Source organism: Stenotrophomonas sp. KH_029, assembly GCF_057839765.1.
In genome coordinates this window covers 1,118,805-1,138,754 of the sequence record NZ_CM174498.1, presented here as the reverse complement: position 1 = coordinate 1,138,754, position 19,950 = coordinate 1,118,805, and the positions used below count along the sequence as shown (strand labels likewise).

Annotated in this window: 18 protein-coding genes; 12 read left to right on the top strand and 6 right to left on the bottom strand. The window is 68.2% G+C overall.

Translation table 11 applies throughout. The features are described from left to right. Positions 1-45: 45 nt before the first annotated feature. The gene (locus tag AC3ITM_RS05340) at positions 46-2,649 is read right to left on the bottom strand and encodes a bifunctional aspartate kinase/diaminopimelate decarboxylase (RefSeq protein ID WP_489268960.1); all 2,604 of its coding nucleotides are present in this window, start codon (positions 2,647-2,649) and stop codon (positions 46-48) included. 176 nt (positions 2,650-2,825) lie between these two features. Here AC3ITM_RS05340 and AC3ITM_RS05335 point away from each other — a divergent pair, with 176 nt between their 5' ends. Continuing rightward, a complete protein-coding gene (locus AC3ITM_RS05335; protein WP_489268958.1) occupies positions 2,826-3,701 on the top strand; it encodes a PhzF family phenazine biosynthesis protein in 876 nt (291 codons plus the stop codon). Between the two features lie 31 nt (positions 3,702-3,732). Here the strand turns inward: AC3ITM_RS05335 and AC3ITM_RS05330 are convergent, their stop codons facing one another. Both AC3ITM_RS05330 and AC3ITM_RS05325 read right to left on the bottom strand, forming a co-directional pair. Continuing rightward, positions 3,733-5,406 carry an amidohydrolase gene (locus AC3ITM_RS05330; protein WP_489268956.1) on the bottom strand — a complete coding sequence of 558 codons (1,674 nt, stop codon included), beginning with the start codon at positions 5,404-5,406 and terminating at the stop codon, positions 3,733-3,735. A 98-nt stretch (positions 5,407-5,504) separates the two neighbouring features. Further along, on the bottom strand, positions 5,505-5,942 hold the full coding sequence (locus AC3ITM_RS05325; RefSeq protein ID WP_489268955.1) for an OsmC family protein: 438 nt from the start codon (positions 5,940-5,942) through the stop codon (positions 5,505-5,507). Between the two features lie 363 nt (positions 5,943-6,305). Here AC3ITM_RS05325 and AC3ITM_RS05320 point away from each other — a divergent pair, with 363 nt between their 5' ends. The 4 genes from AC3ITM_RS05320 (at position 6,306) to AC3ITM_RS05305 (ending at position 8,569) form a co-directional block, all read left to right on the top strand. Continuing rightward, positions 6,306-6,704 carry an HU family DNA-binding protein gene (locus AC3ITM_RS05320; RefSeq protein WP_228886225.1) on the top strand — a complete coding sequence of 133 codons (399 nt, stop codon included), beginning with the start codon at positions 6,306-6,308 and terminating at the stop codon, positions 6,702-6,704. 257 nt (positions 6,705-6,961) lie between these two features. Next, positions 6,962-7,300: a DUF3861 family protein gene (locus tag AC3ITM_RS05315; RefSeq protein ID WP_489268952.1), complete on the top strand. Its 339-nt coding sequence runs from the start codon at positions 6,962-6,964 to the stop codon at positions 7,298-7,300. Positions 7,301-7,365: 65 nt separating this feature from the next. Further along, entirely contained in the window at positions 7,366-7,899 is a 534-nt protein-coding gene (locus AC3ITM_RS05310; protein ID WP_489268951.1) for a hypothetical protein, read from the top strand. Positions 7,900-7,972: 73 nt separating this feature from the next. After that, complete coding sequence (locus tag AC3ITM_RS05305) at positions 7,973-8,569, top strand: DUF1439 domain-containing protein (RefSeq protein ID WP_489268949.1); 597 nt, start codon at positions 7,973-7,975, stop codon at positions 8,567-8,569. Between the two features lie 28 nt (positions 8,570-8,597). Here AC3ITM_RS05305 and AC3ITM_RS05300 read toward each other — a convergent pair whose 3' ends face one another. Together AC3ITM_RS05300 and AC3ITM_RS05295 are read right to left on the bottom strand one after the other, a co-directional pair. Next, a complete protein-coding gene (locus AC3ITM_RS05300) occupies positions 8,598-9,140 on the bottom strand; it encodes a type 1 glutamine amidotransferase domain-containing protein (RefSeq protein ID WP_489268948.1) in 543 nt (180 codons plus the stop codon). Positions 9,141-9,236: 96 nt separating this feature from the next. Beyond that, positions 9,237-9,704 carry an SET domain-containing protein gene (locus AC3ITM_RS05295; protein WP_489268947.1) on the bottom strand — a complete coding sequence of 156 codons (468 nt, stop codon included), beginning with the start codon at positions 9,702-9,704 and terminating at the stop codon, positions 9,237-9,239. Positions 9,705-9,877: 173 nt separating this feature from the next. On the opposite strand from AC3ITM_RS05295, the gene AC3ITM_RS05290 reads away from it, so the two are divergent. The 7 genes from AC3ITM_RS05290 to AC3ITM_RS05260 all read left to right on the top strand — a co-directional run bounded on the left by AC3ITM_RS05290 (position 9,878) and on the right by AC3ITM_RS05260 (position 17,100). Then, on the top strand, positions 9,878-10,330 hold the full coding sequence (locus AC3ITM_RS05290; RefSeq protein WP_228886219.1) for an SUF system Fe-S cluster assembly regulator: 453 nt from the start codon (positions 9,878-9,880) through the stop codon (positions 10,328-10,330). A 16-nt stretch (positions 10,331-10,346) separates the two neighbouring features. After that, entirely contained in the window at positions 10,347-11,822 is a 1,476-nt protein-coding gene (gene sufB / locus AC3ITM_RS05285) for a Fe-S cluster assembly protein SufB (protein ID WP_489268946.1), read from the top strand. Between the two features lie 81 nt (positions 11,823-11,903). Further along, a complete protein-coding gene (gene sufC / locus AC3ITM_RS05280) occupies positions 11,904-12,668 on the top strand; it encodes a Fe-S cluster assembly ATPase SufC (protein ID WP_489268944.1) in 765 nt (254 codons plus the stop codon). Continuing rightward, positions 12,668-13,930, top strand: a complete 1,263-nt coding sequence (gene sufD / locus AC3ITM_RS05275) for a Fe-S cluster assembly protein SufD (RefSeq protein WP_489268943.1) — start codon at positions 12,668-12,670, stop codon at positions 13,928-13,930. Before sufC ends, sufD begins: the two co-directional genes overlap by 1 nt. Next, entirely contained in the window at positions 13,927-15,183 is a 1,257-nt protein-coding gene (locus AC3ITM_RS05270) for a cysteine desulfurase (RefSeq protein ID WP_489268942.1), read from the top strand. The genes sufD and AC3ITM_RS05270 overlap by 4 nt, the downstream gene beginning before the upstream one ends. A gap of 502 nt (positions 15,184-15,685) precedes the next feature. Then, the gene (locus AC3ITM_RS05265) at positions 15,686-16,384 is read left to right on the top strand and encodes a response regulator (RefSeq protein WP_489268941.1); all 699 of its coding nucleotides are present in this window, start codon (positions 15,686-15,688) and stop codon (positions 16,382-16,384) included. Further along, positions 16,381-17,100, top strand: a complete 720-nt coding sequence (locus tag AC3ITM_RS05260; protein WP_489268939.1) for a response regulator — start codon at positions 16,381-16,383, stop codon at positions 17,098-17,100. The genes AC3ITM_RS05265 and AC3ITM_RS05260 overlap by 4 nt, the downstream gene beginning before the upstream one ends. Positions 17,101-17,145: 45 nt before the next feature. Here AC3ITM_RS05260 and AC3ITM_RS05255 read toward each other — a convergent pair whose 3' ends face one another. Continuing rightward, positions 17,146-19,902 (bottom strand): autotransporter family protein, encoded by a 2,757-nt coding sequence (locus tag AC3ITM_RS05255; RefSeq protein ID WP_489268937.1) that lies wholly within the window; start codon positions 19,900-19,902, stop codon positions 17,146-17,148. Between the last annotated feature and the right edge of the window lie 48 nt (positions 19,903-19,950).

Here is a 19,950-nt window from a genome sequence, read left to right as displayed (position 1 = left end):
GTGCGTTTGCACGGCGCCGCTTCAAGGTGGGGCGGCAGGTAGCGGTCAGCGCGCATCATCGATCACGTCCTCGCGCGGCAGCTCGCGCTGGTTGTAGGTGTTGGCCATGACATAGCCGTAGGCGCCGGCATCGGCGATCAGCATCACATCGTCCGGCGCGGTCGACACCGGCAGCTTGCGGCGCTTGCCGAACACATCGCTGGATTCGCAGATCGGGCCGACCACGTCGAACGCGGCCTCGGCATAACCGCCCAGCCGGCTGAGGTTCTCGATGTCGTGCCAGGCGTCGTACAGGGCCGGGCGCATCAACGTGTTCATGCCCGCATCCAGGCCGACCCGGCGCACGCCGTCCTTCTCCACCACCTGGGTGGCGCGGGCCAGCAGCACGCCCGATTCGGCCACCAGATAGCGGCCCGGTTCGATCGCCAGGCGGAACGCGGGGTGCACCGCCTTCACCTCGGCCAGGCCGGCGGCCCAGGCATCCAGGTCGAACGGCTCGTCGTCGGCGCTGTACGGAATCGGCAGGCCACCGCCGATGTCGATCGTTTCGATGCTGCCGATGCGGCGGGCGAAACCGGCCAGTTCATCGCACATCAGGCGCCAGTGCTGCGCCGTTTCCACGCCGCTGCCCAGGTGGGCATGCAGCCCGACCACGCGGGTGCCCAGCTCGCCGGCGATGCGCACGAACTCGTCCACGCGCGCGATCGGCAGGCCGAACTTGGAGTCCTTGCCGCCGGTGCGCACCTTGGCATGGTGGCCTTCGCCACGGCCCAGGTCCACGCGCAGCCACAGTTCGCGGTTGCGGAACAGGTCCGGCCAGCGCTGCAGGGCTTCGACGTTGTCCACGGTGACGGTCACCCCGAGTGCGAAGGCGGCATCGTATTCGGCATGCGGGGCGAAGCTGGGGGTGAACAGCACGCGCCTGGGCGACAGCGTCGGCAGCGTGTTGAACACGTGCTTGAGCTCGCCGTGGGAGACGCACTCCAGGCCGAAGCCTTCCTGCTCCAGCACCTCCAGGATGGCCGGGTGCGAGTTGGCCTTGATCGCGTAGTAGCGCTGGTCGATGGCCTTGATCGCGCCCAGCGCGCGGGCGCGGGCGCGCACCGTCGGCAGGTTGTACACATAGCGCGGGGTGCCGGCCTGGGCCAGCGCCAGCAGGTGCTCGCGCTGGCCCCGCCACCAGGCGGTTTCGCGCGGGCGCACGGTGCCGGCGATCTCGCGCCAGCGCGGGCCGAACACCTCGCCCTCTTCCACCGGCATCGCGCCGCTGTCGATCAGCTCGGCATGCAGGATCGGCAGCAGGCCATCGGCGTCGGCCTCGTCGATGACGAAGGTCAGGTTCAGATCGTTGGACGACTGCGAAATCATGTGCACGCGCTCGCGCCCGAACGTGGCCCACACGTCCGACAGCTTGTGCAGCAGCGAGCGCATGCCGCGCCCGACCAGGGTGATCGCCGCGCACGGCACGATGATCTTGACCTTGCAGATCTGCGACAGGTCGGCCGACAGCGCGGCCAGCACATCGGTGTTGACCAGGTTCTCGGACGGGTCCAGCGACACGGTCACGTTGGTTTCGGCCGAACCGATCAGGTCCACCGACAGCCCATGCTTCTTGAACAGCCCGAACACATCGGCCAGGAAGCCGACCTGCTGCCACATGCCGATGCCTTCCATGGACACCAGCACGATGCCGTTGCGGCGGCTGATCGCCTTCACCCCCGGCACCGGTGCTGCGTTGCCGTCGATGCTGGTGCCCGGCAGTTCGGGGCGCTCGGTGTCCAGGATCGCCATCGGTACGCCGGCGTCGCGGCACGGCTTGATCGAGCGCGGGTGCAGCACCTTGGCGCCGGTGGTGGCGATTTCCTGTGCTTCGTAATAGTCCAGCCGGGTCAGCAGGCGCGCATCGGGCACGTCGCGCGGATTGGCGCTGAACATGCCCGGCACGTCGGTCCAGATCTCCACCCGGCTGGCACCCAGCAGCGCACCGAAGTACGCCGCCGAGGTGTCCGAGCCGCCGCGCCCGAGGATGGCGGTACCGCCATCGGCGTGGCGGGAAATGAAGCCCTGGGTGATCAGCATGCGCGTGGGCTGGGCGCGGAAGCGCGCGGCCCAGTCGGCATCGGCGCGCCACTGGCAGTTCACCGACAGCCGCTGCGACCAGTCGCTCTGGTTGGGCTGCGGCGGCAGCGCGTCCAGCCACTGGCGCGCGTCCATCCAGCCGAAGTCCAGGCCGCTGGCGCGCAGGTAGGCCGCGCCCACCGTCGAGGACAGCAGTTCGCCCTGGCCCAGCACATCGGCCTGCCAGTCCAGCGGGCGGGCGGCCGCGCGCGGGTCGTCGAGCAGCCCGGCCAGCGTGGCCAGGCGCACATCCAGCGCAGCGGCATCCAGTTCCAGTTCGACCAGGAACGCGCGGTGGCGCGCCACCAGGGCCTCCACGCGGGCGCGGCTGTCGGCGGCGCCATCGGCGATCGCGGTCAGTTCATTGGTGACCCCCGACAGCGCCGACACCACCACCAGCACGCGCGCGCCGGTTTCTTCGGCGCGTTTTTTCGCCAGCTTCCCGATCGTGTCCCAGCGGTGACGACGCGACACGGAGGTGCCGCCGAACTTCAGTACGATCCAGCGATCGACAAGGGAGGAAGCTGACATGGAGGTAGACAGGGTTGGGTAGTGAGGGGGCTCGCCCGGCACGCCGGGCCGAACCCCCGATTCTATGCCAAGCCCGGCCCCTACAGGGCCGCTGCGCCGGCGACGGCGGCAAACCGCGCGGGAATGGCCGGCCGGTCTTGTTAAGCTGCCCGCCCGTTTGACCGGACCGCCCCGCCATGAGCCCTCGCCGTTTCCTGCAGTTGGATGTGTTCTCCCCCTACCCCGGCGCCGGCAACCCGCTGGCGGTGGTGCTCGACGCACAGGGCCTGGACGATGCGGCCATGCAGGCAATCGCACGCTGGACCCGGCTGCCGGAAACCACCTTTGTGTCGGCACCGCAGGTGCCCGGCGCCAGCTACCGCATCCGCATGTTCAGCCCGCAGAAGGAAGTGCCGTTCGCCGGCCATCCCAGCGTCGGCACCGCCCATGCGGTGCTGGAGGCCGGGCTGGCCGTGCCGGTGGACGGCGTGCTGGTGCAGGACGGCATCGCCGGCGCCCTGCCGCTGCGGGTGGACGGCGACGGTGCCGCGCGCACCATCGCCATCCGCACCCCGCGCGCGGCGGTGGCCGAGGTGAGCACCGCCGATGACCCGCGCCTGCGGGCCGCGCTGGCCGGCTGGGCGCTGGGCGCGCTGCCGCCGGCGCGCATGGACGGCGGACGCAGCTGGTGGGTGGTGGAACTGGCCGATGAGGCCACCCTGCGCGGCCTGCAGCCGGACTGGGATGCCATTGCCGCGCTGGCCGAAAGCACCGGCAGCATGGGCGTGTTCGCCTACGCCCGCAGCAGTGGCCAGCCCTGGGACCTGGCGGTGCGCGCGTTCGTCGGCAACGGCCGGCGCTTCGAGGATGCCGCCTCCGGGGCGGCCAACGCGGTACTGGCCGCCTGGCTGGACAGCCGTGGCGCATTGCCCGGGGGCGCCCGCGACTACGTGGTCAGCCAGGGCCGCGAAGTCGGCCACGATGCCCGCCTGAGCCTGCATATCGATGTCGCTGGCGATGTCTGGTCCGGCGGCCAGGTGCAGAGCGTCATCCGCGGCACGCTGGACTGGTAAGCGCGCACGCAAGGCCGCGCGAGGCGGCGCGTCAGCGCGCTGCCTCATACACCGGTTGGCCATCCACCCAGGTCGAACGCACCTGCAGGCTGGCCAACTGCTCCGGCGGCACGCGCAGCGGGTCGCGGTCGAGCACCACGAAATCCGCGCGCAGCCCCGGCTGCAGGCGGCCCACCCGGGCCTGGTCATGCCCGGCCCAGGCCGCGTCGGCGGTGAACCCGCGCAGCGCCTCGGCGGCCGTCAACCGCTGCTCCGGTTGCCAGCCGCGCGAGGGTTGGCCGGCGCGGTCCTGTCGCGTCACCGCCGCGTACAGGCCCAGCCGGGGGTCCACCTGCTCCACCGGAAAATCCGAGCCCAGCGCGATATGCGCACCGGCGGCGAGCATGCGCCGCCACGCATACGCGCCCAGGATGCGTTCGGACCCCAACCGGTCCTGCGCCCAGCCCATGTCCGACGTGGCATGGGTGGGCTGCATCGAGGCGATCACGCCGAGCTGGGCGAATCGCGGAATGTCTTCCAGCGCCACCACCTGGGCGTGTTCGATCCGCCAGCGGTGGTCGCCGCCGGCGCGCGCGCCCAGCACCCGCGCATAGGTATCCAGCGCGATGCGGTTGCCGCGGTCGCCGATGGCATGGGTGGCCACCTGCAGCCCGCAGCCATCGGCCTTGCGTACGGCGGTTTCAAAGTCTTCCGGCGAGGTCACCAGCAGCCCGCGGTTGTGCGGGTCATCGCTGTAGTCGGCCAGCAGCGCCGCGCCACGGCTGCCCAGCGCGCCGTCCATGAACAGCTTCACGCCGCGCATCTGCAGGCGCCCACCGGGATGCTGGTAGGCACCGTGCGTGCACAGATCGGCCAGCGCCTGGCCATTGCCATCGGCGTAGGCATCGATGCGCAGCGGCAGTCGGCCGGCATCGGCAAAGCGGCGCATCAAGGCCAGGTCCTGCCGCGATACGCCCATGTCATGCACGCCCGTGAGGCCCTGGCTGACCGCCTTGTCCAGCGCGCGGGCCAGCTGCTGTTCGCGCGCGGCGTCGCCGGGCGCGGGAATCGCGCGGCGCACCAGGTCCATGGCCGCGTCGATGAACACGCCGCTGGGCTGGCCGCGCGCATCGCGCACGATGCGCCCGCCGTCGGGCTGCCAGCGACCGGCCAGCGCGCGCTGCCCCGGCGTTCGCGCCAGCGCGCGCAAGGCAGCGGTGTTGCCCCAGCCGGCATGGCCATCGACGCGGCCCAGCCATACCGGGCGATCCGGGAACGCGGCGTCCAGGTCGGCAGCGGTCGGGAAGGTGGTCTCGGGCCAGTGGTTCTGGTCCCAGCCATTGCCCAGCAGCCAGCCCTGCGGGTTGTCGGCGGCGAACCGCTGCAGCCGCGCGACGATCTCGGCCTTGCTGGCCGCACCGGTCAGGTCGGCCTGCATCAGGGTTTCGCCCAGGAACATCAGATGCGCGTGCGCGTCGATCAGCCCGGGCACCACGGTGGCATCGCCCAGGTCGGTCAGCGCCGCCGCGGGGTACCGCGCCAGCAGCGCCGCGCGCGCGCCCACGGCCAGCACCTGCCCGCTGTCGCCGTCCCAGGCCAGGGCAGTCGCCGCGGGGGCTTCGGGAGTGCCGGTGTGGATGGTGGCCGCGGTCAGCAGGCGTACATCGGCCTGAGCCTGGTGGGCGCAGCACAGGGAAAACAGGACAGCCAGAAGGCGATGGCGCACGCATTACTCCCCGCAAACGGAACAGGGGCGACTATGCCGCCCCTGCGGGGATGACTCAATGTGCACCGCAACCACGCCGGACACGGTGCCGCCGGGCATCAGCCGCCAGCCAGCTCGGCTTCCATGCTGATCGGCACCGCGCTCAGCGCCTTGGACACTGGGCAGTTCTGCTTGGCGTCCTCGGCAATCGCACGGAACTGCGTGGCATCGATGTTCGGCACCACCGCCTTGACCTTCAGGGTGATCTGGGAGAGCTGCGGGCCGCCCTCCATCGACAGGTCCACCTTGGCCTCGGTGTCCAGCGAGGTCGGCACGAAACCGGCCTCGGTGAGCTTGGCCGACAGCGCCATGGTGAAGCAGCCGGCATGTGCGGCGGCGATCAGTTCCTCCGGGTTGGTGCCCTTTTCATCACCGAAGCGGCTGCTGAAGGCGTAGCGGGTCTTGTCCAGCAGGCCGCTCTGCGGCGTGCTCAATTGTCCCTTGCCTGTCTTGAGGTCACCTTCCCAGTGCGCGGTGGCATGACGCGAAATGCCCATCGATTGATCTCCTGCGGATGAATGGCAGGACCAGACTAGACGCTGGGGCGTTAGCACCGCGTCGGGTAACGCGGCCGGCCCGGCCCGACTTGCGCAGGACGCCCTCACGCCGCGCGGAAACTGCTGTTTTCAAGGAATTTTCTCCCGGATGGCTGCCATCCGGCGGCACCGGCATGCGGCCCCCACGGTCGCCGCCGGCCCTGTTTTCCGGGCATGTACTGATGCACTGCAGTAACCGGGAAGCGGGAAATCGCCAATATTTATGCGATTGCCTATTGGCGGCGCCGCATAGTTGCCCTACATTTCGCTTGCCGACGGGGTTCGGCGCGACCAAACCACCAACCGATCACGGAACAGGAAACCATGGCAAAGACCGCTAAGAAGGCTGCCCCGAAGAAGGCAGTAAAGAAAGTCGCTACCAAGGCAGCCGCCAAGCCGGCCGCTCCCAAGCCGATCAAGGACGTGCTGAGCAAGTCTGGTCTGGTTGCACACATCGTTGAAGCGTCCGGCGTTGTCGCCAAGGACGTGCGCGCCGTGCTCGCCTCGCTGGAAGGCGCCGTCGCCGCTTCGGTGCACAAGAAGGGCGCGGGCAGCTTCACCCTGCCGGGCCTGCTGAAGATCACCACCGTCAGCGTGCCGGCCAAGCCGAAGCGCAAGGGCATCAACCCGTTCACCAAGGAAGAGCAGTGGTTCGCCGCCAAGCCGGCCTCCACCAAGCTGAAGGTGCGTCCGCTCAAGAAGCTCAAGGACGCTGCGCTGTAACCAGCGCGCTTCCTGCAGCACCCGGACGGGACGGCGATGGCCGTCCCGTTCTTTTTTCTGGGGCGCGGCAGCGAAACACAGCGTTGCCCAGGCATCGCCGCGCGCCGGCCGGCCATGCAAACCACGCTGCGCCGGCCCTGCGCGCCGCGCACGGCGCGCGTGGAACGCACAAGGTGGAACACTGCGTACGACCGCGCCCGTCGTCGCCGCCGCCGCGCCGGCCTATGGTGGCCTTGTCCCCCACCGTGCAGACCGCCATGACCCGCGCATCGCAGCCCAGCGCCTCTCCGCCAGCCGCATCCCAGCGTTACCGCATTACCGTCACCCCGATCGAGAAGGACGGGCTGCAGTGCAGCGGGCGCTGCACGATAGAACTGGAGCACCGTGCGCAGCAGGACTGGATGCGGCTGCTAGAAGCGTCCCGCCGCCAGACCGGCCTGAGCGGCGACGAGCGCGCCGCGGCGATCGTGGCCACCCAGTTGCTGCACGACCTGGCCCGCCGCCACGCACAGGACCCTGCCCACCCGCTGAGCAGCCTGCAGCCGCAGCTGGATGAGGTGCTCGGCGCGCTCGACCGGATCCAGCACACGCCCTGACCCGGCGCCGGCCGCCGGCCGCCGGCCGCCGGCTACACTGCGCGCATCGCCGGGGAGAATCCGCCATGCGTTGTGCCGTGATCGTGTTGCCACTGCTGTTGCTGGGCGGGTGTTCGTGCCAGCGCCACGCCAATGACGATGGCGCCGCCGCCAGCGAACAGGCGGCGGCCGCGGCCGTCGCCGCGACACCAGACGGATCGGCCGCGCAGCCCCTGGCAGGCAATACCGTGTCGCCCCCCAGTGCGGTGGCCAGCGGCGCAGCCGACGAACCGACCGTCGTGCGCCAGTACTTCAATACCCTGATGACCGGCGACCGCGCCGCCGCCGATGCGTTCTGGAGCGGCGGGCGCACCTCGGCGCGCCCGGACGACATCGCCCTGCGCGAACTGCCCGGGCTGCTGGGGCTGCGCATGGAGGCCGACCCGCCGATCGCCCGCGACGATGCCCAGCCCTCGCGGCTGCGCGAAGTGCCGGTACGGATCCGCGCCCGCACCGCCGGGGGCACCCTGCGCTACCACGGCTGGTACCGCCTGCAGCCGCGCGCGGACGGCAGCGGCTGGGAGATCCATGGCGCCTCCCTGCAACCCACGCTGGACTGAGCCGGCCACGCGTCAAAGCTGGATTCAGCCGAAGGCGCTATCGTTGCAGTCTCTTTCCCCACGGCCTGTCGCCATGAACGCACGTCCGCTGCTATCCCGCCTTGCCGCCGCCACCCTGCTGATTGCCGTCGCGGTGGGCGCGCAGGCCGCCCCCAGCGTTTCCGGCCGCCAGCTGTCGGTGGGCGCCGGCGACGTCCAGCAGTACCTGGACGGCAGCTTCCCGCGCACCCAGGACGCGCTCGGCGGGTTGATCGAGATGACCATGAGCCATCCGCAGCTGACGCTTCCGCAGGGCAACCGCCTGGACCTGGGCTTCGACATCGCCATGGCCACCGCCGGCAGCAGCGCCGCGCCGCTAGGCAAGGTCAAGCTCAGCAGTGGCCTGCGTTACGACGCGCAGACCCAGGGCTTCCACCTGGACCAGCCCACCGTGGACGACTTCACCCCAGCCAACAACGGCGGCCGGCTGGATTCGCGCACGCGCAGCCTGCTCAACGCCTGGCTGACCGACTACGCGCGGCGCGAACCGATCTACAAGATCGACCCGGCCGTGGCCAGCGTGCTCGGCGCCCTGCAGGTGCAGTCGGCGCAGGTGGAGAACGGCAAGCTGGTGGTCACCTTCAACCAGGACCTGGGCCAGCTGATCCCGGCCGGCGTACTGGGCCGGTAGGCACCCACCGTTGGTGGGTGCGCCCTGCTCACCCCGCCAGCGCCTTGCCCACCGCGTCGGCAAAGGCGGGAATATCGTCCGGCTTGCGGCTGGTGATCAGCCCGCCATCGACGACCACCTCGGCATCGGTCCACTCGGCACCGGCATTGCCCAGGTCGGTTTTCAGCGACGGCCACGAGGTGACCCGTCGGCCCTTGGCCAGGCCCGACTCGACCAGCAGCCACGGGCCATGGCAGATCGCCGCCACCGGCTTGCCGGCCGCGCCGAAGGCCTTGATGAAATCAACCGCCTGCGCATCGATGCGCAGCTTGTCCGGATTGATCACCCCACCGGGCAGCACCAGCGCATCGTAGTCATCGGCCCTGGAACGTTTCAGCGGTTGATCGATGGCAACCTCGTCGCCCCAGTCCTTGTCCTTCCAGCCGCGGATGCGGCTGCTCTCGCCGGGCGCCACCACCGAGACCGTGGCGCCCCAGGATTCCAGCAGGCGCTTGGGCTCGAGCAGTTCGGACTGCTCGAAACCGTCGGTGGCCAGGATCGCGATGTGCTTGCCGTTGAGTGCATGTGCCATGGGAGGCTCCGTCGGAAAGGAGCCTCCACTGTGCATGCGCGCGCATTGGGCAGCGGTGACCGGAGCGTGTAGGAGGCGTCGGCGCCGCGGCCGGCGTTACCGCTTGGGCTGCAGCATCGTCCCGGTGCACTTTTTGGAACCGCAACGGCATTCCCACACTTTCTTCAGGCGCGCGGTGTGGCGCTCGGCCAGCACGATGCCGTAGTTGTAGGTCAGTTCCTCACCGGGCTGGATATCGCGGATCGCCTCGATGAACACCTTGTCCTCGCGCCGGTTGTCGCCCTCGGCTTCCTCGATCACCGCCTCGCAGTTGGGATCGCAGCTGTGGTTCAACCAGCGCGCATCGTTGCCCTTGTAGTTGGCATCGATCACGTAATCATCGTTGAGCGTGAACAGAAACGTATGCCCGCTCTCCACGTCGCCGGTATCGTCGGCATCCACGTCGGCGTGGCTGCGCAGCAGGCCTTTGTACTGGATCACCCGTTCGCCCTGCTTGAGCGGCGCCAGCGCGAACACGCCGTTGCCGTGGATGGCGGACTTGCGGGCTTGGATCTTCTTGGGCATCTGGCTGGCCGTTGCGATGGGAAGAGCCGATTCTCGCCTAATCCGGGTGATTGCCAAAGCCACGCCGCCACGCCGCCCTTCACCGCCGGCTTTCGGGCCGCTGAACGGGGTGGGTTGGATGCCCGGGCATAAAAGCGTACAATTTCAGTCCGCTTTATGGTCCCACCCTCCCCATGCTCCGCGTCACCAAGCTTACCGACTACGCCACCGTCGTACTGACCGTGCTCGCCGCCCGGCCGGGCGAGGTGCTCAGTGCGACTGAACTGGCCGAATTCGCCCGGCTGGAGCCACCCACGGTCAGCAAGCTGCTCAAGCCGCTGGCCCAGGCCGGCCTGGTTGAAGGCCTGCGTGGCGTGCGTGGCGGCTACCGGCTGACCCGTTCGGCCGGGCAGATCAGCCTGTTCGAGATCGTCGAAGCCATGGAAGGGCCGCTGGGCCTGACCGAGTGCAGCCACGACCACAGCCAGTGCGGCCGCGAACTGCAATGCGGTGCGCGCAGCAGCTGGCGGATGATCAACGACGTGGTGGCCGAAGCCCTGCGCGCGGTCAGCCTGGCGCAGATCCTGCCCCCCCTCCCCCTTGTCGACGCCCCCCGCCGCAGCATCGCGGCGGATGTCGTTTCCTGATCCACAGGCAGCCCCCATGGCCACCGATATCCTTGACACCGTCGCCGCCGGCGACACCCCCAATCGTGAGATCCATGAGCAGCTGGGCCGCAAGTACGCGGCCGGCTTCATCACCGAGATCGAATCGGACTCGTTGCCGCCCGGCCTGGACGAGGACACCATCCGTGCCCTGTCGGCCAAGAAGGAAGAGCCCGAGTGGATGACGCAATGGCGCCTGGACGCCTACCGTCATTTCCTGACCATGCCCATGCCGAACTGGGCCAAGCTGCAGATCGCCGCGATCGACCTGCAGGCGCTGAGCTACTACTCCGCGCCCAAGGGGCCCAAGTACGCCTCGCTGGACGACGTGCCCAAGGAACTGCTGGATACCTACGACAAGCTCGGCGTGCCGCTGCACGAACGCGCCCGGCTGGCCGGCGTGGCGGTCGATGCGGTGTTCGACTCGGTCTCGGTGGGCACCACCTTCCGCAAGGAACTGGCCGAAAAGGGCGTGATCTTTTGCTCGATGTCCGAGGCCATCAAGGAACACCCCGAACTGGTCAAGCAGTACCTGGGCAGCGTGGTGCCGGTGGGCGACAACTACTTCGCCGCGCTGAACTCGGCGGTGTTCTCCGATGGCAGCTTCGTGTTCATCCCCAGCGGCGTGCGCTGCCCGATGGAGCTGAGCACCTACTTCCGCATCAATGCCGGCCATACCGGCCAGTTCGAGCGCACCCTGATCATCTGCGAGGACAAGGCCTACGTGTCCTACCTGGAAGGCTGCACCGCGCCGATGCGCGATGAGAACCAGCTGCACGCCGCGGTGGTCGAGCTGGTCGCGCTGGACGATGCCGAGATCAAGTATTCCACGGTACAGAACTGGTACCCGGGCGATGAGAACGGCGTCGGCGGCATCTACAACTTCGTCACCAAGCGTGCCGAATGCCGTGGCGCGCGCAGCAAGGTCACCTGGACCCAGGTCGAGACCGGCTCGGCGATCACCTGGAAGTACCCGTCCTGCGTGCTGCTCGGCGACGACTCGGTGGGCGAGTTCCACTCGGTGGCGCTGACCCATCACCGCCAGCAGGCCGATACCGGCACCAAGATGATCCACATCGGCAAGCGCACCAAGAGCAAGATCGTCAGCAAGGGCATCAGCGCCGGCCGCGGCCAGAACACCTACCGCGGGCTGGTCAGGATCGACCGCAACGCCGATGGCGCGCGCAACTACACCCAGTGCGACTCGCTGCTGATCGGCAAGACCTCCGGCGCGCACACCTTCCCGTACATCGAGGTCAAGAACCCGAGCGCGACGGTGGAGCACGAAGCGACCACTTCCAAGATCTCCGACGACCAGATGTTCTATTGCCGCGCGCGCGGCATCGACCAGGAAAACGCGGTGTCGATGATCGTCGATGGCTTCTGCAAGCAGGTGTTCCGCGAACTGCCGATGGAGTTCGCGGTGGAAGCCAAGAAGCTGCTGGACGTCTCGCTGGAAGGCTCGGTCGGGTAACGCGCCGGGCGCGTTGCGCCTCATTTTTGCCTTCGTTTGACATTTTTGCCACGCATGGCGTGGCACTACCGGATTCGTATCATGCTGAAGATCGACAACCTCCACGCCCGCATCGGCGACAAGGAAATCCTCAAGGGCCTGTCGCTGGACGTCAAGCCCGGCCAGGTGCACGCCATCATGGGCCCCAACGGCGCCGGCAAGTCCACCCTGGGCAACGTGCTGGCCGGCCGCGAAGGCTATGACGTCAGCGAAGGCAGCGTGCAGTTCGAAAGCAGGGATCTGCTCGAGCTGGCCCCGGAAGAACGCGCCGCCGCCGGCCTGTTCCTGGCCTTCCAGTACCCGGTGGAAATCCCCGGGGTGAACAACACCTACTTCCTGCGCGCCGCGCTCAACGCCCAGCGCAAGGCGCGCGGCGAGGAAGAACTGGATTCGATGCAGTTCCTCAAGCTGGTCCGGCAGAAGCTGGCCGTGCTGCACCTGAAGGACGAACTGCTGCACCGTGGCGTCAACGAAGGCTTCTCCGGCGGCGAGAAGAAGCGCAACGAGATCTTCCAGCTGGCCGTGCTCGAACCGAAGCTGGCGATCCTGGATGAAACCGACTCCGGCCTGGATATCGATGCGCTCAAGAGCGTGGCCGATGGCGTCAACGCGCTGCGTTCGCCGGACCGCTCGTTCATCGTGATCACCCACTATCAGCGCCTGCTCGACTACATCAAGCCGGACGTGGTGCACGTGCTGGCCGACGGCAGGATCGTGCAGAGCGGCGGCCCGGAACTGGCCCTGGAACTGGAAGCCCACGGCTACCACTTCCTGAAGGACCGCGTGGTGCCGGAGGCAGCGGTCTGATGAGCGCCCTGCTCGATTCCCTCGCCAGCGGCTTTTGCGGCAGCGACGCACGTCGCGCCGAACTGGATGCCGCGCTGCAGGCCGGCCTGCCCGGCCCGCGCAGCGAAGCCTGGAAGTACACCTCGCTGCGCCAGCTGGAACGCCGCAGCTTCAGCCCCGCGCCGTTGGCTGCGGCCGATGTCGATCCCGCGCTGCTGGCCGACATCCCGTCGCCGCGCCTGGTGTTCGTCAACGGCCGCCCGTCCGAGGCGCTGAGCGATGTGTCCACGCTGCCGGCCGGCGTACAGTTGCAGCGCCTGTCCGCGGCACTGGCTGCCGGCGACGATGCGCTGCGCTTCCTCGGCCGTCGCTTCGAGCGCAGCGAAGAAGTGTTCGCCCGCCTCAATGCCGCGCTGGCCGATGAAGGCGCGCTGGTGCGCGTGGATGAGGACGTGCAGGTCGAACTGCCGCTGCAGCTGGTGTTCGTCAGCGTGGCCGGCGATGCCGACCTGGCCTGGCACCACCGCCACCTGATCGAACTGCGCCGCGGCGCCACGCTGGGCGTGGTCGAACACCACCTGCATGTCGGCGATGCCGCGCACCTGGGCAACACCCTGGTGCATGTGCACCTGGCCCAGGATGCGGTACTGTCGCACGCCCGCGTACAGGCCGATGGCGTGCGCGCCACCGCGCTGCTGCGCACCGACGCGGTGCTCGCCCGCAACGCGCAGTACCGTCGCGTCGACCTGGAGCTGGGCGCCGCGCTGAGCCGCCATGAGCTCAACGTGCGCCTGGAAGGCGACAACGCCCGGCTCACCGCCAACGGCGTGCTGCTTGGCAACGGCCGCCGCCATGTCGACACCCGCCTGGGCATCGAGCACATCGCGCGCGACACCGCCTCGCAGATGCTGTGGCGTGGCGTGGCCGCCCAGCGCAGCCGCGTGGTCTTCCACGGCGGCATCCACATCCGCGCAGGTGCCGACGGCACCGACGCCAACCTGTCCAACAAGAACCTGCTGCTGTCGGCCGACGCCGAAATCGATACCCAGCCCACCCTGGTAATCGACGCCGACGATGTGAAGGCCGCGCACGGCGCCACGGTCGGCCAGCTCGACGCCAATGCGCTGTTCTACCTGCGCTCGCGCGGCCTGCCCGCCGACCAGGCGCGCCAGCTGCTCAGCGCCGCGTTCTGCCGCGAGCCGTTGAATGTGCTGGACGCGCGCCTGACCGAACAGCTCAGCCGCCAGCTCGACCTGGCGCTGGCGCGGGCGGGCATGGCATGAACCTGTCCACCCCGCGCCCGCTGGCCGATACCGCCCAGGCCCCGGACTGGGGCCGGGTGCGGCTGGATTTCCCGCTGTTGATGCGCGAAGTGCATGGCAAGCCGCTGGTGTACTTCGACAACGCCAACACCGGGCAGAAGCCGGTGCAGGTGATCGGCGCGGTGGACGAGTTCTACCGCCGCTACAACGCCAACGTCAGCCGCGCGGTGCACGCATTGGGCACCGAGGCCACCGACGCCTACGAGGGCGCGCGCAACAAACTGGCGCGCTTCCTCAACGTGCGCCCGGGCGAACTGGTGCTGTGCAGCGGCACCACCTTCGCGCTCAACCTGGTGGCGTACTCGTGGGCGCTGCCCCGGCTGAAGGCCGGCGACGTCATCCTGGTCTCGCGCATGGAGCACCACGCCAACATCGTGCCGTGGCAGCTGGTGGCCCAGCGTACCGGTGCCACCATCCGCGTGGCCGAAATCACCTCCGACGGTGCGCTCGACCTGGACGCGCTGCGCAAGGCCATGACCGCCGAGGTCAAGCTGCTGGCCGTGGCCCACGTCTCCAACGTGCTGGGCACGGTCAACCCGGTCCGCGAGATCTGCCGCGAAGCGCGCAAGCGCGGCATCATCACCGTGGTCGACGGCTCGCAGGCAGTACCGCACCGCAAGGTCGACATTGCCGCGATCGGCTGCGATTTCTACGCCATCACCGGCCACAAGATGTGCGGCCCCACCGGCACCGGCGCGCTGTGGGCGCGCCGCGAGCACCTCGATGCCATGCCGCCGTTCCTCGGCGGCGGCGAGATGATCAAGGAAGTCAGCTTCGAAGGCACCGTGTTCAACGATGCCCCGCACAAGTTCGAGGCCGGCACCCCCAACATCGCCGGCTTCATCGGCCTGGGCGTAGCGGTGGACTACCTGGAATCGCTGGGGCTGGACCACGTGGAGAGCCACGAGGCCGAACTGCTGGCGCACTTCACCGAAGAACTGAACAAGATCGACGGCCTGCGCATCCTCGGCACCACCGCCGACAAGGCCGCCGTGGTTTCGTTCCTGATCGACGGCGCGCATTCGCACGACCTGGCCACCCTGCTCGACCTGGAAGGCGTCGCGGTGCGCTCGGGCCAGCACTGCGCCCACCCGCTGCTGCAGTACTACGGCGTGGCGGCCACCTGCCGGGCTTCGCTGGCGTTCTATAACACGCATGCGGAGATCGAGCGGTTCATTGTGGCGTTGAACAAGGTCCGCAAGCTGCTGGGCTGAGTTGCCGCAGCGTGACATGAGCCAATGGAACGCCGCGGGAGACCGCGGCGTTCTGCGTCAAGGCCGCGCCCGCCACCGCAGATAATCAATCGAATTATTAACTTCGATTCACCCCGATTACATCCATTCACCGTCTGCATAACCGCTACCCACCGGTGGCAGCGTGCGCGCCCACCGCCATCGACGCGGCAGGCAGCGGCACCAGTAACCATAGGGCACCGCGTCCGCCGTCAATTTGTCGCTTCCTGTCACACCAGGGCCGGCACGACCCAATGGACGAATACCGGCAAAAACCAGCAAATCAACAATCTGGTGCTGGCGCGTTCATTCAACCGGTAGACCACAGCCGCCAATAGACCGCCAAAGCTCCTGCATTCAGGCAGCAGCCCCCCCCCTCCCTGTCAGGGCGGGGGGCAGGAATACCGCCAATAAATTTAGGATAGCTACTACTGCAACGCTGATGTTGGCGTTATAATACGCTATCTCTGCCCAATCCGACACCATGCACTCACCGCCGGCCTTCATTAGGCAATCCATATTAATTTTGGACGACCACGAGATTGTTCAACATGGTCTCGCCCAGCGATTGTCGCTTGAAGACGATATGGAGGTTGTAGAGCTCTGCTCCAGCAGCCGCGACCTGCTGGATGCGCTGGCCCTGCGCGCGGCCGATATCGTGATCACCGATTTTGTGCTCGGCGCCCACGATGTCGATGGCATCAACCTGATCAAGGTCATCAAGGCGCGCTTCCCGCGTTGCAAACTGTTGGTGCTCACCGCCCAGTACACCCCGGCCACCGCCGCCCTGGTACTGCAGGCCGGTGCGCATGGATTCATCGGCAAGTCCCAGCCGCTGGACGGGGTGGTCAACGCGGTGCGCGCCGTGGCGCGCGGCCAGATCCACCTGACCCAGGACATGGCTGCGGAACTGGCCGAGTTCTCCGAATCCGGGCGGCGTACCGCCTGCGCCCCGCAACAACAGGCCCATGCCAACCCGCTGCTGGCCAGCGCGCTGCTGTCCCCGCGCGAACGCGAAGTGCTGCGTTGCTGCCTGGATGGCATGTCGGTGGCGCAGATCGCCAGCAAGTTCTCGCGCAGCAGCAACACCATCAGCACCCAGAAGCAGTCGGCCTTCCGCAAGATCGGCATCCGCAGCGACAACGAGCTGTTCAAGATGCGCGACCAGCTCGACCGGCAATGACCATCGCGCGGCCCCCTGCAGCAGCTGCCGACGATGCCAGCCGCGTCCTGCTGGTGGACGACCATCCCACCAGCCTGCTGGTGATGGAACTGCAGCTGCGCAGCCTGGGCCTGGCCCTCCACACCGCCGGCGATGGCGCCGCCGCGCTGGCGGTATTGCAGCAGTTCCCGGTGGACCTACTGCTGATCGACTGCAACATGCCCGGCATGAGCGGATACGACACCGCCGCGCATATCCGCGAGCAGGAACGCCAGCATGGCCGGCCGCACCTGCCGATCATCGCCATGTCGGTGGACCACCACCCGGCGCATACGCTGCGCTGCCTGCGCAGTGGCATGGACGGGGTCCTGCGCAAGCCCTTGTTGCTGGCCGACCTGCAGGCGCTGCTGGCCCTGTGGCTGCCGTCGACCGCGCCCGCCGCCGGCCGCCCGACCCGGCTATGGCCGGCCCCGCACATCGATCTGGGCACCCTGTTCGCCGAAACCCTGTGTGCCGATGTGGCTGCGCTGCGCGAGGCGGTGCGTTGCTGGGACCGCAGCCAGGCGCTGTACTGGAGCCATCGCCTGGTCGGCGCGGCGGCCATCGCCGACGCGGCAGCGATCGGCCAGCATGCCCTGCACGTGCAGGGCATGGTCAACGGCGACGACCGCAGCGGCGCCGACGCCGCCAGCGAGCGCGTGCAGGCAGCGCTGCGGCACTGGCTGCGCGCGTCCTGACCCAACGGCCGCCGCAGGGGCGGCCGCGGAACCGGACCGCGCGGCTTACCAGTGGTAGCGCAGCCCAAGCTGCCCACCCACGCCGCGGAATTGACGCTGGCCGGACTGCAGCGCGAACTCGCCCCAGCCGCTCAGGCGCGGGCCAAGCTGCAGCTGCGCGCCCAGCTTGGCCTCGACCTGGTCGCCACGCACATCGCCGGTCCAGATCTGCTCGTCGAAGCGCAGTGCATCGGTGGCATGGCTGTTGCGCAGCCAGTTCACGGTCAGGTACGGCTGTACCCAGGCATGCTGCTGCGCATGCGCGCCGGGCGTACCGCGCTGCCCGTACACGCGCACGCCGGTGCGCGTGGCCAGGCCACCGGCGCCCTGCACCGACACCACCGTACCGTTGCGCTCCAGGTGGCGCCCGGCGGTATACCGGGTGTAGGTCACCTGCAGCTGCGGTTCCACGTACAGCGTGGTGAACTGGCCCAACTGCAGCGGCAGCGCGTAGCCCAGTTCGACCGAGGCAGCACTGCTGCGCGCGTTGTAGCGTTCGTCTGCCAGTCCGATGCCCTCCACCTTGTGCCGGTAGCGCGCCCACTGCAGCCAGCTGTCCAGCTGCAGGCCACCTTGGTCCTGACTGGGCTCCAGCCAGCTGGCATAGATCCCCAGCGCCATGCCGTCCACACGGCCCTGGGCCTGGTAGCCGGTGGCGATCGACTCCGACTGGTTGCGGGCCTGGCCGTGGCCGAACATCACCCCGACCCGGGTGCTGTCGTTGCCATACAGGTCGGTGCCGGTCTGGCGCAGGGTACGCTGCGAACGCAGCTTCAGCTGCCCACCCTGCAGCCCGTAATTCTCCTGCTGCTGGCTGAAGCGGCCCCAGGCGCCGCGTTGCTCACTGCCCGGGTACGGCAGGCGCGCGCCGAGGCGATCGTGCAGGCCGAGCTGGAACATCGCCAGGGCCGCGGTCTGATTGGCCCAATAGGCACCCGGCTCCGGGCGCAGCACCGGATCGGGATCGGGCTTGGGATCCGGGTCGACCGACGGCAACGCCGAGCGCAGGTACCAATGTCCGTTGTCCGGGTCTTTTACCCCACCCTGGTGCAGGAAGTACTCGTGCACCCCACGCACCGCGCGGGTGCGCTGCACGAACTCGCCGTCGGAACGGCCATTGACGGTTACCACCTCAATGCCGTCGGCGCTGGTCGGGCCCACGCCGCCCACGTTGTTGACTACCACCCAGGTGCGGCCGGAGGTATCGCCTTCCACCAGCAGGCGATCCGACGGCGCCCCATCGCCTTCCAGTCGGCCGTTCAGCACCAGCATGCCGTTGTCGCTGTGGTAGTTGCCCTTGATGGTGAGCACGTTGAAACGTTCGCCATCTTCAGGCTCCTCGAACGCCAGCATGCCGCCTACAAGCACGAGGCTGCCGATCGTCGAATCGTCGGTGATGGTCCAGCGGCTGCCGTTGCTGATGCGCATGCCATCGACGATGTCGGTCGCGCCCTGCCAGTGCGAAAGACCGTCCAGCGCCACCTGCAGCCCGCTGTTGCCCGGGCTGGCGGTGCCATCGGCATGGACGATATCGCCCTGCGCCTGCACGCCGCTGTCCAGCTTGACGCCAACCGCCGCGCCCGACGGACCCTCCAGCACCAGCAACCGTCCGTCGCCGCCGAACAGCTGCGCACCGTCGCTGAAGTTCAGCTGCGAGGCCCCCGACACGCTGATCGCCCCATACTGTTCGCTGCCCAACGTGCCGCCGGCCATGTTGAAGGTACCGCCACCGATGCGCAGGCCCCAAGCCCGCTCGCCCTGTGCCAGCACCGCGCTGCTGGTCAGGTTGAACACGCTATCGTTTCCGGATACCACTAGCGCATGCCCTTGGGAGCCAATGGTTCGCACACTGCTGCCGGTGAGTTCGACCTGTGCGCCATTGCGTACCACCACGCCACTAGCATCGCTGCCGATGGTGCTGATGTTCAATGCATCGGCACGCAGCATCGCACCACCTGCTCGCTCACTGGTCACATATAGCCCATGCGAACCAACGCCAGCCGTGCTAATAGCGCCGCGACGCAGATCAACCTGACCATCGCGCACGTCCACCCCCGGCGCATAGTTCCCCAAGGTGCTGAACTGTATGTCCTGACCGCTCATTACACCATCGGATAGCAGCCATAGTGCCGCCGAATGGTCGCCCTCGGTGATGACCTCCACCCGTTGCAGACGCAGAGTGGGATCCCCGCGGTTGGCATTAATGCCCATCGAGCCGAAACCGCGGGTACGGATACGGGTATCGAACAACTCAGCCGCGCCACCCAGCATCGCCACCACGCCGTGGCTGTCATCGGCGCTGGTGCTGATCTCGCTGGCGACCAGGCGCAACACACTGCCGGCATTCTCCACGTAAACGCCGTGGCCAATGCCCGTTTTGTTGATCACCAAGTTGCGCGCGTCGATCAAACCGCCCCGGCTGGCATTCAACCCATCCGAGAAATCCCCGGTGACATCGATGCGCCCACCGTCAAGCGTAATCGCACTGCCCAAGCCCTCGGCGTACGCGCCATTGACCCCATTGCCGCTAGCACGAAGATTGACCGGACCGTCAGCGGTGATGGTGCCACCACGCAGCGCATAGAACACCGACTTATCCGGCCCGACCTGACCATCACTATCGTAGTCACCGCTGGACACACGCAGGTCGGTACCGTCGGCGACCACCTGGCCGGCGAACGCCGGCAGGCTTAGCGAGGCCAACAGGGCGGCACGTATGGCCGCGCCCAGTAGGCGGTGAGGAAAACGGGGGGTAGACAACATGGTGTAACTCCTGACAAGGCATTGTGAGGGTAGAGGTCCGCAAAGCAC

Coding starts and splice junctions, on each gene's coding strand:
- AC3ITM_RS05265 (WP_489268941.1), top strand. CDS start 15,686: ATGCACTCACCGCCGGCCTTCATTAGGCAATCCATATTAATTTTGGAC.
- AC3ITM_RS05315 (WP_489268952.1), top strand. CDS start 6,962: ATGACCCGCGCATCGCAGCCCAGCGCCTCTCCGCCAGCCGCATCCCAG.
- AC3ITM_RS05305 (WP_489268949.1), top strand. CDS start 7,973: ATGAACGCACGTCCGCTGCTATCCCGCCTTGCCGCCGCCACCCTGCTG.
- AC3ITM_RS05260 (WP_489268939.1), top strand. CDS start 16,381: ATGACCATCGCGCGGCCCCCTGCAGCAGCTGCCGACGATGCCAGCCGC.
- AC3ITM_RS05340 (WP_489268960.1), bottom strand. CDS start 2,649: ATGTCAGCTTCCTCCCTTGTCGATCGCTGGATCGTACTGAAGTTCGGC.
- AC3ITM_RS05335 (WP_489268958.1), top strand. CDS start 2,826: ATGAGCCCTCGCCGTTTCCTGCAGTTGGATGTGTTCTCCCCCTACCCC.
- AC3ITM_RS05290 (WP_228886219.1), top strand. CDS start 9,878: ATGCTCCGCGTCACCAAGCTTACCGACTACGCCACCGTCGTACTGACC.
- AC3ITM_RS05255 (WP_489268937.1), bottom strand. CDS start 19,902: ATGTTGTCTACCCCCCGTTTTCCTCACCGCCTACTGGGCGCGGCCATA.
- AC3ITM_RS05310 (WP_489268951.1), top strand. CDS start 7,366: ATGCGTTGTGCCGTGATCGTGTTGCCACTGCTGTTGCTGGGCGGGTGT.
- AC3ITM_RS05300 (WP_489268948.1), bottom strand. CDS start 9,140: ATGGCACATGCACTCAACGGCAAGCACATCGCGATCCTGGCCACCGAC.
- sufD (WP_489268943.1), top strand. CDS start 12,668: ATGAGCGCCCTGCTCGATTCCCTCGCCAGCGGCTTTTGCGGCAGCGAC.
- sufB (WP_489268946.1), top strand. CDS start 10,347: ATGGCCACCGATATCCTTGACACCGTCGCCGCCGGCGACACCCCCAAT.
- AC3ITM_RS05325 (WP_489268955.1), bottom strand. CDS start 5,942: ATGGGCATTTCGCGTCATGCCACCGCGCACTGGGAAGGTGACCTCAAG.
- AC3ITM_RS05320 (WP_228886225.1), top strand. CDS start 6,306: ATGGCAAAGACCGCTAAGAAGGCTGCCCCGAAGAAGGCAGTAAAGAAA.
- sufC (WP_489268944.1), top strand. CDS start 11,904: ATGCTGAAGATCGACAACCTCCACGCCCGCATCGGCGACAAGGAAATC.
- AC3ITM_RS05270 (WP_489268942.1), top strand. CDS start 13,927: ATGAACCTGTCCACCCCGCGCCCGCTGGCCGATACCGCCCAGGCCCCG.
- AC3ITM_RS05295 (WP_489268947.1), bottom strand. CDS start 9,704: ATGCCCAAGAAGATCCAAGCCCGCAAGTCCGCCATCCACGGCAACGGC.